Source organism: Miltoncostaea marina (genome assembly GCF_018141525.1).
GTDB classification, from domain to species: Bacteria; Actinomycetota; Thermoleophilia; order Miltoncostaeales; family Miltoncostaeaceae; genus Miltoncostaea; species Miltoncostaea marina.
In genome coordinates, this window is record NZ_CP064655.1 from 3,052,214 (window position 1) to 3,066,337 (window position 14,124).

At 73.7% G+C, this 14,124-nt stretch carries 15 protein-coding genes; 4 read left to right on the forward strand and 11 right to left on the reverse strand.

Annotated elements, in window-relative coordinates; all coding sequences use genetic code 11:
- Positions 1-6: 6 nt before the first annotated feature.
- Positions 7-1,260, reverse strand: a complete 1,254-nt coding sequence (locus ITJ85_RS15475; protein ID WP_217914001.1) for an MFS transporter — start codon at positions 1,258-1,260, stop codon at positions 7-9.
- Positions 1,261-1,401: 141 nt separating this feature from the next.
- Here ITJ85_RS15475 and ITJ85_RS15480 point away from each other — a divergent pair, with 141 nt between their 5' ends.
- Both ITJ85_RS15480 and ITJ85_RS15485 read left to right on the forward strand, forming a co-directional pair.
- Positions 1,402-2,061, forward strand: coding sequence for a GntR family transcriptional regulator (locus tag ITJ85_RS15480; protein ID WP_217914002.1), 660 nt, complete (start codon positions 1,402-1,404; stop codon positions 2,059-2,061).
- 86 nt (positions 2,062-2,147) lie between these two features.
- Complete coding sequence (locus tag ITJ85_RS15485; protein WP_217914003.1) at positions 2,148-2,339, forward strand: hypothetical protein; 192 nt, start codon at positions 2,148-2,150, stop codon at positions 2,337-2,339.
- A 13-nt stretch (positions 2,340-2,352) separates the two neighbouring features.
- Here ITJ85_RS15485 and ITJ85_RS15490 read toward each other — a convergent pair whose 3' ends face one another.
- Entirely contained in the window at positions 2,353-2,952 is a 600-nt protein-coding gene (locus tag ITJ85_RS15490; RefSeq protein ID WP_217914004.1) for a glutathione S-transferase family protein, read from the reverse strand.
- 14 nt (positions 2,953-2,966) lie between these two features.
- Positions 2,967-3,401 carry a DUF6636 domain-containing protein gene (locus ITJ85_RS15495; protein WP_217914005.1) on the reverse strand — a complete coding sequence of 145 codons (435 nt, stop codon included), beginning with the start codon at positions 3,399-3,401 and terminating at the stop codon, positions 2,967-2,969.
- A gap of 33 nt (positions 3,402-3,434) precedes the next feature.
- Between ITJ85_RS15495 and ITJ85_RS15500 the strand changes: the two genes are divergently transcribed.
- Positions 3,435-4,436, forward strand: coding sequence for an aldo/keto reductase (locus ITJ85_RS15500; RefSeq protein ID WP_217914006.1), 1,002 nt, complete (start codon positions 3,435-3,437; stop codon positions 4,434-4,436).
- On the forward strand, positions 4,433-6,238 hold the full coding sequence (locus tag ITJ85_RS15505; RefSeq protein WP_217914007.1) for an ABC transporter ATP-binding protein: 1,806 nt from the start codon (positions 4,433-4,435) through the stop codon (positions 6,236-6,238). Before ITJ85_RS15500 ends, ITJ85_RS15505 begins: the two co-directional genes overlap by 4 nt.
- A 21-nt stretch (positions 6,239-6,259) precedes the next feature.
- On the opposite strand, the gene ITJ85_RS15510 is transcribed toward ITJ85_RS15505, so the two are convergent.
- From ITJ85_RS15510 to ITJ85_RS15545, 8 genes are all read right to left on the reverse strand, one after another.
- Positions 6,260-7,411 carry a Fic family protein gene (locus ITJ85_RS15510; protein ID WP_217914008.1) on the reverse strand — a complete coding sequence of 384 codons (1,152 nt, stop codon included), beginning with the start codon at positions 7,409-7,411 and terminating at the stop codon, positions 6,260-6,262.
- A 101-nt stretch (positions 7,412-7,512) separates the two neighbouring features.
- The gene (locus ITJ85_RS15515; protein ID WP_217914009.1) at positions 7,513-9,222 is read right to left on the reverse strand and encodes a DEAD/DEAH box helicase; all 1,710 of its coding nucleotides are present in this window, start codon (positions 9,220-9,222) and stop codon (positions 7,513-7,515) included.
- Positions 9,191-10,474, reverse strand: coding sequence for a BREX system ATP-binding domain-containing protein (locus ITJ85_RS15520; protein WP_217914010.1), 1,284 nt, complete (start codon positions 10,472-10,474; stop codon positions 9,191-9,193). Before ITJ85_RS15520 ends, ITJ85_RS15515 begins: the two co-directional genes overlap by 32 nt.
- 5 nt (positions 10,475-10,479) lie before the next feature.
- On the reverse strand, positions 10,480-11,430 hold the full coding sequence (locus tag ITJ85_RS15525) for a BREX system ATP-binding domain-containing protein (protein ID WP_217914011.1): 951 nt from the start codon (positions 11,428-11,430) through the stop codon (positions 10,480-10,482).
- Positions 11,427-12,224 carry a hypothetical protein gene (locus ITJ85_RS15530; protein WP_217914012.1) on the reverse strand — a complete coding sequence of 266 codons (798 nt, stop codon included), beginning with the start codon at positions 12,222-12,224 and terminating at the stop codon, positions 11,427-11,429. Before ITJ85_RS15530 ends, ITJ85_RS15525 begins: the two co-directional genes overlap by 4 nt.
- Positions 12,217-12,768 carry a hypothetical protein gene (locus tag ITJ85_RS15535; RefSeq protein ID WP_217914013.1) on the reverse strand — a complete coding sequence of 184 codons (552 nt, stop codon included), beginning with the start codon at positions 12,766-12,768 and terminating at the stop codon, positions 12,217-12,219. Before ITJ85_RS15535 ends, ITJ85_RS15530 begins: the two co-directional genes overlap by 8 nt.
- A gap of 332 nt (positions 12,769-13,100) precedes the next feature.
- Positions 13,101-13,625 (reverse strand): hypothetical protein, encoded by a 525-nt coding sequence (locus ITJ85_RS15540; RefSeq protein ID WP_217914014.1) that lies wholly within the window; start codon positions 13,623-13,625, stop codon positions 13,101-13,103.
- A gap of 177 nt (positions 13,626-13,802) precedes the next feature.
- Complete coding sequence (locus ITJ85_RS15545; protein WP_217914015.1) at positions 13,803-14,024, reverse strand: hypothetical protein; 222 nt, start codon at positions 14,022-14,024, stop codon at positions 13,803-13,805.
- Between the last annotated feature and the right edge of the window lie 100 nt (positions 14,025-14,124).

Here is a 14,124-nt window from a genome sequence, read left to right on the forward strand (position 1 = left end):
GCCGCGCTACGCAGCCGGCTGCAACACCCGCGCCCGTGCGCGCCGGCGCCGCCCGTGGCGCGCCATCTGCGCCAGGGCCACCACGGTCAGTCCGAGCATCGGCAGCAGCGCGGTCTGCAGGCCCGCGGAGGGGCCGAAGCCCATCACCCAGCCCACGAGCAGCTGGGTCGCCACCGCCGCGCTGAAGCCCCCCGTGTTGGCCAGGCCGCCCGCGCTGCCGGCCACATGGGCCGGGTTGCCCTCGCGCGCGACATCGAACGCCAGCATCGCCGCCGCCCCGCCGACCCCGGTCGCGACGAGCGTCGCGAGGATCACCGCGGCCGGCGGGTGCCCGCCCGGCCACAGCAGGGCGAGCGCCCAGCCGGCCGTCGCCGCCGCGCCGGCGCCGAACGCCACCCGCCCGCGCGTGCGCGGCGCCCGCGCGACCGCCAGCCCGACCACCGGCGCCCCGAGCCCGAACGCCGCCACGCACACCAGCAGCCAGGCGCGGGCCGTCCCCGGCGCCACGGACTGGGCCTCGACCAGCCACGGGTAGCCCCACAGCGCCGTGATCGTCACGAACGGCCCCATCAGCGCGAAGTGGGTCCAGAACGCCGCCCGGGTCGCCGAGGTGGCCCACGCCCGCCGCAGCGTGGCCATGATCGGGTCCTGGGCCGGAGCCCCCGTCGCCGGGGCGGTGGCGTCGCCGTCGCGGCCCGCCGCCGCCGCCGTCCCGGCGTCGGCCGGCCGGTCGGCGACCAGGCGCAGGCACGCGAGCGCCAGCAGGCCGGTCACCACGCCGCTCACCACGAAGGTCGCGGTCCAGCCGGCGCCGTCCAGCGCAAGGCCGAGCGGCACCGTCGTGCCCAGCTGGCCGATCGCGCCCGCCATCCCGGTCAGCGCCGCCAGCAGCGGGTAGCGCCGCGCCGGGAACCAGTTCTGGGCGATCCGCAGCACCGACAGGAAGATGAAGGCGTCGCCGACCCCCACCAGCGCCCGCCCGCCCAGCGCCAGCGGCGCGGACGTCGCCAGCCCGAACGCGACCTCGCCGACCGCCATCAGCGCCATGCCGAACGCCAGCGCCATCCGCGGCCCGACCCGGTCGGCCGCCAGGCCGGCGGGAATCGTCATCAGCAGGTACAGCCCCAGCTGCAGCGCCGACAGGGCCGCGATCGTGTCCGGCCCAAGGTCGAATCGCCGCTGCGCGTCCAGCGAGGCCACACCGAGGCTCATCCGGTGGAACAGCGCCACCACGTAGAAGCTCGCCGCGATGCCCCACACGACCCAGGGCGAGCGCAGCCCGCCGACCCGTCGCGTGCCTGCGCCCGCCGTGTCGCCCGCCGTTCGGATACCTCTTAGATGCATCACGTATGGATATCACGCGCGATTGCCCGGCGCCACGCCAGCGGGTAGGGATTGGACATGGGAACCAACGCGCCGCGGCCCGCCGCCAAGGACCGGGCCTACGAGTGGGTGAAGGAGCGGATCCTCGAGGGCGACTACCCGGGCGGCGAGCTGCTGTCCGAGGGCGAGGTGGCCGAGGCGCTCGAGTGCTCGCGCACGCCGGTGCGCGAGGCCTTCCTGCTGCTGGAGGCCGAGGGGCTGATGCGGCTCTACCCCAAGCGGGGGGCGCTGGTGGTGCCGGTCACCTCGGAGGAGATCGCCGACGTGATGGAGACGCGCTGGGTGGTGGAGCCCCACGCCGCCGCCATGGTGTCGGGGCGGCGCGACCGGGCCGAGACCGTCGCGACCCTCGGCGAGCTGATCGACGAGCAGGAGCGGGTGCTCGCCGCCGGCGACCGCGGCGCCTTCGTCGAAGCCGACCGCCTCTTCCACCACCGCATCGTCGAGGCGGCCGGCAACGCCATCCTCACCCGCGTGTCGCACTCGCTGCGCGACCGCCAGCGGCGGATGGTGGCCACCACGGTCGCGCGGGCGCCCGACCTGACCGCCCGCTTCGTGGCCGAGCACCGCGCGATCCTGGCCGCGATCGAGCGCGGCGAGCCGGGCGAGGCGTCGACGCTGATGCGCGCGCACCTGGAGGGCTCGCGTCGCGGCATCGAGGGGGCCGTCGGCAGCTGAGCCGGTCGCGGCGCACCGGCGCCACGGTTCACCCGCGCGCGGGCGGGTAGGGCTCGTGCCCCATCACCGGCGCGGGAGGGCGCGCGATGCAGATCCCCAAGGAGCAGATCCTCGAGTTGATCCGCGGCCGCGGCGACGAGGACGCCGCCCGTCAGGCCGACGGCGAGCTGCCCGACCAGGTCGACACCGACCAGCACGGCGGGCTGCTCGAGAAATACGGCATCGACGTGCAGGACCTGCTCGGCAGGCTCGGCGGCGGGAAGATCCCCGGACTCTGAGCGCGCGGCGCCGTCAGGCGTCGATGGTGACGTGGCCTGGCTGGGACGCGACCCGCTCCAGCCAGGCGCGCACCGCCGGGTAGCCGGCCAGGTCGAAGCCGCCCTCGCCGGCCATGTGGGTGTAGGCGTAGAGGCAGATGTCGGCGATCGTGAAGCGCTCGCCCACCAGCCAGGCGCGGGCGGCGAGGTGGTCCTCCATCGCGGCCAGCGCCTTGTGGCCGCCCTCGTGCTTGGCGCCGAGGTCGCCGGCGTGCTGGGCCGCGCGGCCGAGGATGGTGGTCCAGTAGCGGGCGACGCCGATGTTCGGCTCGTGGTCGTACTGCTCGAAGAACATCCACTGGAGCACCTGGGCGCGCTCGAACGGGTCGTCGGGCACGAGATCGGTGCCCTCGGCGAGGTACCAGAGGATCGCGTTCGACTCGGCGAGGTGGCGGCCGTCGTCGAGCTCGAGGGTCGGCACCCGCAGGGCCGGGTTGAGGCCGCCGAGCACCTCCTCGCGGTCGGAGCGGTCGACCACCGACAGCTCGATCCGCTCGCAGGCGATGCCGAGGCGCGCCATCAGCAGGCGGACCTTGTAGCAGTTGCCCGACAGCCGGGAGTCGTAGAGAAGCACGCGCCGACCTCCCGCTAGAAGAGCCGGATCCGCTCCCGCGAGAGCGTGAAGCCGTGGCCGCCGGCGTTGCGGCACGTGAAGCCGGAGCGGCGCGAGATGCAGACGATGCGGCCCAGGCGGATGCGCGTGCCGTAGCGGATGGTGCGCACGCCGGGCTGGCCGGGCGAGGGCAGCACCGTGTCGCTGGCGCAGAGGCCGCGGCCGCGCTTGCCCTTGGCCGTGATCACGTAGGCGTGGCCCCAGTCGAAGCGGCAGGTCGTCGGCTTCTTCGGCGGGGTGGCCGAGGTGCGGGCGATGTCGCAGCGCACCTCGGTGCGGTCGCCGGCGCAGCCGATGTTGCCGCTCGGGGCCTTGAACTGGACGTAGCCGGCCGCCGACGAGGCGCCCGCGCCCAGGAGGGCGGCGGCGGCGAGGCCTGCGACCAGGTGACGGCGACGGCGCGTGCGCACGGGCCGATCATCGCACGCGCGTAGACTTCGCGGGTGCCCCCCGCGCTCCCCAAGCGCCGCCTCGGACGCGACGGCCCCGCCATCACCACGCTCGGCTTCGGCGCCTGGGCGGTCGGCGGGCCGTGGGCGTTCGGCTGGGGCCCGCAGGACGACGCCGACTCGGTGGCCGCCATCCGGCGCGCCCTGGAGCACGGCGTCGGCTGGATCGACACCGCCGGCGCGTACGGCCTCGGCCACTCCGAGGAGGTGGTGGGGCGGGCGGTGCGCTGGCTGGACGAGCCGCCGCTGCTCTTCACCAAGTGCGGGATGGTCTGGCGCGATCAGCGCGACCGGGTGCCGAGGCCCAACCTGCGCCCCGAGGAGATCCGGCGCGACTGCGAGGAGAGCCTGCGGCGGCTGAACGTCGAGCGGATCGACCTGCTCCAGTTCCACTGGCCCGACACCCGCACCGGCACGCCGGCGGAGGAGTCGTGGGGCGCGATGGCCGAGCTGGTGGCCGAGGGCAAGGTGCGCTGGGCGGGCGTCTCCAACTTCGACGTGGCGCTGCTGGAGCGCTGCGAGCCGATCCACCACGTCGACGTGCTGCAGCCGCCCTTCAACCTGGTGCAGCGCGACGCCGCCGACCTGCTCGGCTGGTGCCGGGCCAACGGCACCGGCGTGATCGCCTACAGCCCGATGATGTCCGGCCTGCTCACCGAGCGCTTCTCGCGGGAGCGCATGCGCGGGCTCGACCCCGGCGACTGGCGCCACGGCATGACCGACGTGTTCGGCGAGCCGGCCCTCGGGCGCAACCTGGCCCTGCGCGACGCCCTGCGTCCGATCGCCGAGCGCCACGGCGCCACCACCGGCGAGGTGGCGATCGCCTGGGTGCTCGCCTGGCGCGGGGTGACCGGCGCGATCGTCGGCGCCCGCACCCCGGAGCAGGTGGACGGCTGGATCGGCGCGGCCGCCCTGCGCCTGGACGACGCCGAGCTCGACGCCATCGCCGAGGCGGTCGCCGCCACGGGCGCCGGATCGGGGCCCGCCCGCCCGTGAGCGCGCGGGCCGCGCGGGCCGCGCGCATCCAGGCACACCCCCTGTACCGGCTGTGGCGCTACGCGGCGCCCCACCGGGCGCGCCTGGTCTGGGCGACGGTCCTGACCGTGCTCAACAAGACGTTCGACGTCTTCCCCGAGATCCTGATCGGCGTCGCGATCGACGTGATCGTGCAGGGCGACGACTCGTTCGTGGCCGACCTGACCGGCATCGACGGCCGCTGGGGCCAGCTCCTGGTCCTGGCCGCCGCCAACGGGGTGGTGTGGATCGGCGAGTCGGCCTCCGAGTGGGGCTACCAGCTGCTGTGGCGCAACCTGGCCCAGACCATCGAGCACGAGGCGCGCATGGACGCCTACGCGCACGTGCAGCGCCTGGAGATGGGCTACTTCGAGGATCAGAGCACCGGCGGCCTGATGTCGGTGCTCAACGACGACGTCAACCAGCTCGAGCGCTTCCTCGACGTCGGCGCCACCGCGATCATCCTCACGGTCGTCAACGTGGTGCTGGTCGGCGCCGTCTTCCTGGTGGCCGACCCGCTGCTGTTCCTGATCGCCTTCGCGCCGATCCCGGTGATCGTCTGGGGCAGCTTCCTCTACCAGCGCAAGCTCGAGCCCAGATACGCCGACGTGCGCGCCAAGGTGGGCCACCTCAACGGCACGCTCTCCAACAACCTCGGCGGCATCGCGACGATCAAGGCCTTCACCGCGGAGGAGCGCGAGATCGAGCGGGTGCGCGCCGAGTCGGACGCCTACCGGATCGCCAACGGCAACGCGATCCGCCTCTCGAGCGCGTTCGTGCCGCTGATCCGCATCGCCATCCTGATCGGCTTCACCATGACCCTGCTGGTGGGCGGCCGGATGGTGATCGACGAGACGCTGGCCGTCGGCTTCTTCTCGGTGCTGGTGTTCATGACCCAGCGCCTGCTGTGGCCGCTCACGCGCCTCGGCGAGACCTTCGACCTCTACCAGCGCGCCATGGCCAGCACGCGCCGCATCCTCGACCTGCTGGCCGTGCGGCCCACCATCACCGAGGGCGAGCGGCGCCTGCGCGCCCCCGTCGCCGGCGCCGTGCGCTTCGACGAGGTGCGCTTCTCCTACGCCGGCGGGCCCGAGGTCCTGCGCGGCCTCGACATCGACATCGCCGCCGGCGAGACCCACGCCGTCGTCGGCCTGACCGGCGCCGGCAAGAGCACGATCGTGAAGCTGCTGCTGCGGCTCTACGAGCCCAGCGCGGGCCGGGTGACCGTCGACGGCGTCGACGTGCGCGAGCTCACCTTCGCCGACCTGCGCGGCGCGATCGGCCTGGTCAGCCAGGACGTCTTCCTGTTCGACGGCACCGTGCGCGAGAACATCGCCTACGGCGACCCCGACGCCCCGCTCGAGCGGGTCGAGGAGGCCGCCCGCCTGGCCGAGGCCCACGAGTTCATCACCCGCCTGCCCCAGGGCTACGACACGATGGTGGGCGAGCGCGGCCAGAAGCTCTCGGGCGGCCAGCGCCAGCGCCTGTCGATCGCCCGCGCGATCGTCCGCGACCCGGCCATCCTGGTGCTCGACGAGGCCACCTCGTCGGTCGACAACGAGACCGAGGCCGCCATCCAGCGCAGCCTCGAGACCGTCTCGCGCGACCGCACCACCCTCATGATCGCCCACCGCCTCTCCACCGTCCGCCACGCCGACCGCATCCACGTGCTGGAGGCCGGCCAGGTGCGCGAGGCCGGCACCCACGACGAGCTCGTCGCCGCGGGCGGCCTCTACGCGGCCCTGTGGCGGGTCCAGACCGGCGAGGGCGCCCGGGTCGGCTGATCGCCGCCACCGGCGACGCCGCTACGCCTGCAGCGGTCGCCCCTCCTCCAGGGCGCTCAGCAGATCGAGCAGCCCCCGCGCCTCCCACGAGCGGTTGCGCCGCGCGTCGCTCAAGGGGATCAGGACGCCCGCGGCGGCGAGGTCCGCGACGGCCTGGTTGACGGCGGGCTTGCTGCGCCCGGTCGCGGCGGTCGCGACCGGCACCGAGACGACGGGGTGGGCGGGCAGCACCGCGATCACCGACCAGACGGCCGACTGCGACCGAGGCGCCCCGCGTGCGGCCACCGCGGCCCGCCACTCGTCTTGCAGCCGCTCGACCGCGTCGAGGTAGGCGCTTGCGAGGATGGCGGCCTCAGCGGCGGCCGCCGAGAACCGCTCGACCCAGCCGGCGACGTCGCCCTCCCTGAAGGCGCCGAGGCCGGCGATGTACCCGGCGCGATCACGGGCCAGCACGACGCTGATCGGCGGGACATACGCCGGCGCGAGCTCACGCCGGCGCAGCAGCACGTGCACGAGCGCCCGCCCGGTGCGCCCGTTGCCGTCGGCGAAGGGGTGGATCGTCTCGAACTGCGCGTGGGCCAGCGCCGCCTGCAGGAGCGGGGGCAGGTCGTCGCCGTTGGAGAACGCCATGAGGTCGTCGAGGAGCGGGCTCAGCCGCTCGGGTGGCGGCGGCACGAAGGCCGCCCCACACGGCGTGTAGTCGTTGCCGCCGATCCAGTTCTGCACCGCGCGCACCTCGCCGGCGCGCACCTGGGCAGGCGCGTCGCGCATCAGCGAGGCATGGATCGCGAGCAGATGGCGCAGCTCCACGCGCGCCGACTCGGCCGACTCCTCGACGGCCAATTGCATCGCGTCGACGTTCGCCAACACCTCGAGCGCGTCGGCCCCCACGCGGCCGCCGAGGTCGCGCCGCGCCTCGGCGCGGGCGAGGCCCCGGGCGTCGACCTGAAGGCCTTCGACCTTCGACGACGCGATCGACTCGGTACGAAGGAGGAGTCGCGCCAGCGGCTGCAGGGCCGGGTGTGCGCGCGCATTGAGCGCGCCGATCGCGCGCTCTGCCTCGGAGAGGACGCCGGCCGTCTCGGCCGGGAGCGAGACGGGATCGCCGGACAGCGGCTCTGGGACGAACGCGTCGTACTCGCATGCGCGGCGGTAGCGCGGCGGCGCATACACGGCGGGGTCGTGCCGCCACACCCGCCGAACGAGCCGCCCCCGCACGTCGCCTCCGCTGTCGTCAGGTTAGCGGAGAAAACTTAACTAACGGAGAGCCGTAGTCAACCTTCGCCACGGCGAGCGCCAGCCCAGACCTCGACGCCCGCGCGTTCGGCCGCGTCCCGCAGCCCCTCCGCTGGCGTGCCGCTCACGACGAGCACCCCGCGCGACTCGCCATCGCCCGGAAGCGCGGCGACCAGCTCCGCGAGCCGACGCTCGTCGTCGGGGGCTCGGGCGAGCGCGAACCACAACGCGACGCGGCGGCCGAGCTCGTCCACGCGCTCCGCCTTGAGCGCCACGGACGAACGCACATCCTCAGGACGCTGACGCACCGACCACCCGGTCGCCTCGAGGACGGCTCGAGTGCGCGCGAGCGGTTCCGCGTCGTCCGCCACCGTCCGAAGTCGCCGGGGGGCCGAGAGCCCGAGGAGCCCGAACAGCTCGGTCGGGCTCAGCGTGCGCGAGAGGTCCATCGAGACGCCGTCCACGAGGCTGCGAAACAGCGCGCGCTTGTCGTCGAGGATCTGCTGTATCCGCTCCTCGATCGTCCCGCCGCACACGTACTCGTAGACCGTCACCGGATAGCGCTGGCCGGCGCGGTGGCTGCGGTCGGTCGCCTGGTCCTCGACGGCGGGGTTCCACCAGCGATCGAAGTGCACCACGTACGACGCCTGCTGGAGGTTGAGCCCCTGGCCGCCCGCCCGCAGCGACAGCACGAGCGCCCGTCGTTCGGGATCCTCGCTGAAGCGGCGCACCACGCCGTCGCGCTCCTCCGCGCTGAGCGCGCCCGAATAGACCAGCGGACGGAACCGCGCGAGGCCGACCGCGATGCGCGCCGCGCCGAACCGCTCGTTGGTCCACTGCGAGAAGACGAGCGCGCGATTGCCGGCGGCCGCGATCTCGTCCATGCGCTCCAGGAGGTCGTCCTGCTTGGCCGAGCGGCCGGTATCGGGGCAGTAGTTGCACACCTGCTTGAGGCGGGTGATGGCCTCGAGCACGTTCATCACCGAAGCATCCTCGCCGAGCGCCCGCAGGCGCGACCGGGCGGCGCCCTCGAGCGCCTCGTAGGCCCGCCGCTGCTCGCGGCCGAGGCGCAGCTCCACCGTGACGACCGTCTTCGGGGGCAGGTCGCCGAGGACGTCCTCCTTGCGCCGCCGCAGCTGCACCTCCGCCTGGCGGCCCCACAGGCCGGACCCCGGCCGCAGCGGCTGCACTGCGCCGCCATCGCGATTCGGCGCGACGAACTCGAGGATGGACGCCAGATCCTCGACGCGGTTCTCGAGCGGCGTGCCGGTGAGCGCCCACGCGCGCAGCCGCGGGATCCGCTTCAGCGCCGCACTCGTCGCCGCGTCGGGGTTCTTGATGCGCTGCGCCTCGTCGAGCACCACGAGGTCCCACGGCCGGCGGCGCAGCACGCCGGCGTCGTTGCGGGCGACCTCGTAGCCGGTCAAGAACACGTTCTTGGCGGCCCGCCAGCGCCAGGCGCGCTCGTCCGCGCCACCGTCGACGCGGATGACCGACAACCCGGGCGCCCACTCCTCGAGCGCGGCGCGCCACTGGGTGAGCAGGCCGCGCGGCGCCACGATCAGCGCGCGGTTGAGCTCGCCCGCCGCGGCGAGCCGCGCCATCGCGGTCGCCGCCTGAACCGTCTTGCCCAGCCCCATGTCGTCCGCCAGGAGGACGGCCGGGCGCTCGATCAGCGCGCGGACACCGTCCTCCTGGAACGGATAGAGCCGGCGACTACCAGTCATCGGCGCGCGGCGGGTGCTCATCGCGCGCGGGCGGCTCGTCGGCGAGATCGCCGTCCTCGCTGTAGTCGGACCTCGGCTCGCTCATCTCGTAGGGGTTGTCGTCCTCGACGAAGCCGGGGTAGAGGCGCCGCACATCCCAGGCGTTGATCCAGGCGCGCACGTACTTGCGCATCGGCGTCGTGCCGAGCGCCTCGGGCCAGCTCACGTCGGGCGGCGACCAGTCGTAGGCCAGCCCGTGCAGGCGCCGAAGGGTCGTGTAGGTGCCGTGCAGCAGCGCGTGGTCCGGCGCCTCGAGCAGGGCGGACTGCCGGATCAGTCGCATGCCCTCCTGTGCCGCCTCGGCCGTCTCGAGATCGCGACCGGCCAAGTACGTCGCCATGTCGTCCAGGTCGGCCGACCGGCCGCCGCGCAGGACGTTGCTCTCGAAGTCGTCGCTCACCGCGCCCACCGCCAGCAGACCGGGGCGCCGATCCGAGCGCAGCGCGCCCAGCCAGCGCGCCAGCTCGCCGTACGCCCGCCCGCGCTGAAGGCGGCTGTAGCGTCCGACGAGCTCGACCTCGTCGATCAACAGCACCCAGCCCCTCAGGCCAGACGCGCGCACCAGGAGCGGCAGGAACGCCATCGTCTCGAGCGCCAGGTCGCGCTTCTTGATCGGCTCGAGGGTGTACGCGCCCGCACGATCCAGCTCCCGCACCGCCCGACGGATGTCGCTGGCGTTGAGCAGGTCACCCGACCAGAACCGCACGACGCGATCGGCCAGCTCCTGGTCCGACGCTCCTCCTCGCGTGTAGACGAAGAGCGTCGCCGCGAAGCGCATGTTGAACTCGCCGGCGTGCTCGAGGCGCTGCTCGAGGGCGAGCACGGCCGGGTCGTCACGACGCCGCAGCAACCGTCGCGCGACCGGCTCGACGCCGCGGTCGATCTCGTCGGGCGTCCGCATCGCCTCGGCGGCGCTGGCCAGGAACTTGGCCGGATCCTGGAGCGGCGTCTCCTTCGAGATCACCACCCGGCTGACGGCGAACCCCTCGGCGAGCGCGATGTGCTCGAAGGTCGTGAGCAGGTGCGACTTGCCGGCGCCGAACCCACCCCGCACGAGGAAGCCGGTCGGCTGCTCGTCCTGGGTCGCGGCCCGCTCCACGTCGGCCAGCGCGGCGCGATAGCGCGCCTCCAGGTCGGCCTGCCCGGTGCCGAGCCGCGCGACGGCGACCCCGCTCGGCACGCCGGCGCGCAGGGCCTCGACCACCCGGCGGGCGCTCAGGCGGTCGCTCTCCACGGCGCTCATGCTGCGGCCCCCGTGATCGTGGCGAGCGCGGAGAGCGGGTTGTCGCGCTGGCGCAGCCGCACGTCGGGCCAGACGCGCTCGTAGAGGGCCTTGTAGATCGCCACCCCGCGCCGGTCGTCGTCGAACAGCTCCGGGCGCGCCAGCACGACGCACAACATGCCGCGCAGGTCGTCGGTGGCGTCGATCAGCTGGCGCAGCACCTCGTAGGCGTCCAGAACGCCGGCCTTCGTATAGAAGACGCCGTCTGGCACCTCGGCGCGCTTGGCGACGCCCAGGCGGCGGATGTCGAGGGTCAGGACGACGCCGGGCAGGCCGACCATGCGGCACCACGCCGACAGCGACGAGAGCATCGCCCGGGCGTTGTGACGGCCGATCTTGCGGAAGATGAGGTACTGCTTGACGGCCGAGATGAGGCGCAGGTCGCCCTGCAGCCACTCGATGATCGCCGCGCTGTCCTCGCGCGAGCGCCCCTTCCAGATCTCGGCGAGGCAGAGCCACAGCATCGCGACGCGGAAATCCTTGGCGAGCTCGTCCCCGCGCCCCAGCATGTCGTGGATCCGCTGGCGCAGCTCCGCGTTGAGCATGGCGGCGTCCACGCCGTTCAGCGCGGCGACCGCCTCCGCGGAGAGGTCGTCGTCGGGCACGCGGTAGCCGCTCTCGACGTAGTAGCCGCGCACCGCCCGCCGCGCGAGCTGACGCCACGGCACCTGGCGGGCGACCTCGAAGAAGACCTCCTGCATCATGTGCACCCGCACGCGGGCGGCGTCGACGCCCAGCACGAGATAGCCCGCCTCCTCCGCCTGATGCGCCACCGTGCCGAGCACCCGCGCCGCCTCGGCCGGGTCGTCGACCACGGCGAACTTGACCGCCGCGCCGCCCTGGCGCACGAAGTCGTCGAGGTACTCGCGGCGCAGCAGGCCGAGCCACTCGGCCGACGACACGCTCATGTCGCACCCGCCTCGACGAACTCGACGCCGTAGTAGCTCTTCTCGACGCCCTCGCGCGTGACCACGATCAGCAGGTTGCGCCGATCCCGCGCCGACGTGGCGCCCGCGCTGAGGCGCAGGCGCGCGCCCGAGCGCGTGGTGTCGTGGCCGCTGCGGTCCAGCAGGTACACGTCGCGCGCGAACTCCTGCCGACCGTAGTCGCGGGCCGCGGCCGGAAGGAGGGTGAGCGCTTGGTGAACCTCCGCCAGCGGCACCATCACGCCCGGCTCGGGGGCGAGGATGCGGTACGCCGCGTAGAGCGTCTCCGCGAAGCGCTCCACGCTCAGCGCCGGCTCGCGCGTCTGCAGCGCCTTCAGGTGCCCGACCAGGTACGAGGGCCGGATCTGGCGGTGCGGCTTGCGGTCGATCGACACGGCCTGCTGGCGCGGCAGCGTCCGCAGGAGCACGGGGTAGCTCGACACCACCCCCTCCTGCTCGTACATCGCCAGGCCGGCGCGCTCGGCCTCCCGGATCAGCTGGCGGGTGAAGTGACCGGAGGCGATCAGCTCGGCTTCCTGCTCCTCCGACAGCGGCCACGAGTCGTTCACCCGGCCCACCGCTTCCGCCGCGTCGGCGAGCGCGTTCTCGGCGTTGGCCAGCGACCGCCGCAGCGCCCGAAGGTCACCCACGGCCGCCGCCTTGCGCGACGCGGCCACCGCGGACTGCAGCCGCCGCACCACCCCGAGCGCGTCGGCCGCCTCGCGCTCGGTCGCCTCCAGCAGCGACTCGAGGTCGACTGCTCCGTCGTCATCCATCGGCATCGATCCCAAGGCGCGCCTGCCCCCCTCTGTCGTAGTCGAGATCACCCCTCCGCCGGGCGAGCGCGATCGCGGCGCCGGCCACGATCGCCACGATCCGCGCCGCGCGCTCCCCCTCACCCACCAGCTCGGCGAGGAACGCGCGGAACAGCGCGTCCTCGGAGGTGTCGAACGCCTTCAGCTCGCCGGCCTGGCTGGCCAGGTCGTCGAGCGTCCGCCCAGCCAACTGCGGGATGCCGGCAGGCGCCGCCGGACCGGGCACCCAGGCGCCGTCGCGCAGCTCGATCATCCGACGCCCCCGCGCCGACCACACCAGCCGGCCGAGCAACCGGCGCTCGTTGTGACGTACGTCGACGAGACCGAGCTCGCCCACCAGCTCGTCCACCAATCGACGCTCTGCGATGCCCTGGCGCGCGGCGACCAGACGCGCCGCGACCTCGGGGACGGCGCCGAGGTCGACGAACTCGAAGCCGGTGCTCGACGCGTCGAGCCCCTGAACGTCGAGCGGGCGAGCGCCCTCGTCGTCGGTGTCTCCGCCCATCGTGCGTTCGGCGTGTGCGATGACCTGCTCGGCCCACGGATCGTCCGTCCGCGACCGGGCCGGCCGCGCCCGCTCGACCACGACCGTCGCCGGCGAGGGGGCGGAGGGACGATCCACATCGTCGCGGACCATGGACGTCGCCCGGCGAGCCGGCGGACGACGCAGCGCCCGTCGCCGGCGCAGTTCGTCCCGCAGCACCTCGCGCGCCAACCTCAACAGCTCACGAGCCAGCCCGACCCGCTCCTCCATCGCGGGCTCGCTCCGAGCCCTACTTCGTTCCGATACGCATTATCTCGCCAGGGCGGGCGTCCCGTCACCGCCCGAAGGTCGAGTCAGCGCCCGGCCGATGCTCCGCCGGCAGAGGCGTCGTCGACACGCCGCTGCACCCGGGCCAGCCACTCTGTGAGGCGCAGGATGCCGCCCGGCCGAACCACGTCACGAGCGCTCGCCCAGACCACCTGTTCGCCGTGGACACGCATCAGCTCGCCGAGCGCCTTCACCTCACCGCGCAGCGAGAATCGGAGCCGCAGAGCGCCATCCAACGGTTGCGCGGCCGTTTCCGTCCAGATGCGATAGACGCGCTCGGAGTACGGGACCCCCTCCCGCGCGCCCGAGGGCGCGCTCGGTGCCGACGTGCGCGCTCGTGAGCGGGACGCCGGAAGCGTCCGCTTCGACGTCGCTTTCGGCCCGCGCGTCTTCCGCGTCGCCGACTCAACATCTGAGGTGCTCGTGAGCCGTGTACGCGCTCGCCCGCCGAGCGGCGTCGTCGAGACGTCGGTGAGTCGCTCACCCAAGTACTTCCGTGCCGAGAAGCCGGCAGGTTCAGGCTTCAGAAGCTCGGGCTGCGGGTGCGGCACGGCCCCGCAGTGCTCGCAGGCAGCGGTGGCCTCGCGCTTGGGCGCACCACAGGGACCGCAGCTCGGCATGTACTCCCCCACGACGGCGACGACGCGTCGAACACGACCGTGTGACGATCGTCGCCGGCGCGCACGGCGGCGCGCACCAACCCAAGGGACAGATCGTGCCCCGAACGTCTAGGCGTCCTTCAGCGGCCCCTCGCCGGAGGTGCTGAGCAATGGACGCGCGGCGACCGCTCGGGCACCCTCGATGTCAAGCATGCGCCCGGCGACCACCTCACGCGCGAGCCGCGGCGGTAGCGCGGCGTTGAACTTGAGGCTGCGCCCCACCTCGGGCGCCACAGCGCCGGCGAGGTCGTCGGCCGACGCGGTGCTCAGTTCGGCAAGTCGGCCCTGCATCTCCGCGAGGTCCGAGCCCGCGACGAGCGGGATGCTGAGGTTGCCCGCCGTTCGACGTAATCCACGGTGTGACGTCGCGCGACTCGTTAGCGCACACCTC

What these genes read in the sequence shown, in the direction of transcription:
- ITJ85_RS15480 (WP_217914002.1), top strand. Translation starts at nt 1,402, where the DNA reads ATGGGAACCAACGCGCCGCGGCCCGCCGCCAAGGACCGGGCCTACGAG.
- ITJ85_RS15485 (WP_217914003.1), top strand. Translation starts at nt 2,148, where the DNA reads ATGCAGATCCCCAAGGAGCAGATCCTCGAGTTGATCCGCGGCCGCGGC.
- ITJ85_RS15515 (WP_217914009.1), bottom strand. Translation starts at nt 9,222, where the DNA reads ATGAGCACCCGCCGCGCGCCGATGACTGGTAGTCGCCGGCTCTATCCG.
- ITJ85_RS15525 (WP_217914011.1), bottom strand. Translation starts at nt 11,430, where the DNA reads ATGAGCGTGTCGTCGGCCGAGTGGCTCGGCCTGCTGCGCCGCGAGTAC.
- ITJ85_RS15530 (WP_217914012.1), bottom strand. Translation starts at nt 12,224, where the DNA reads ATGGATGACGACGGAGCAGTCGACCTCGAGTCGCTGCTGGAGGCGACC.
- ITJ85_RS15535 (WP_217914013.1), bottom strand. Translation starts at nt 12,768, where the DNA reads ATGGGCGGAGACACCGACGACGAGGGCGCTCGCCCGCTCGACGTTCAG.
- ITJ85_RS15545 (WP_217914015.1), bottom strand. Translation starts at nt 14,024, where the DNA reads ATGCAGGGCCGACTTGCCGAACTGAGCACCGCGTCGGCCGACGACCTC.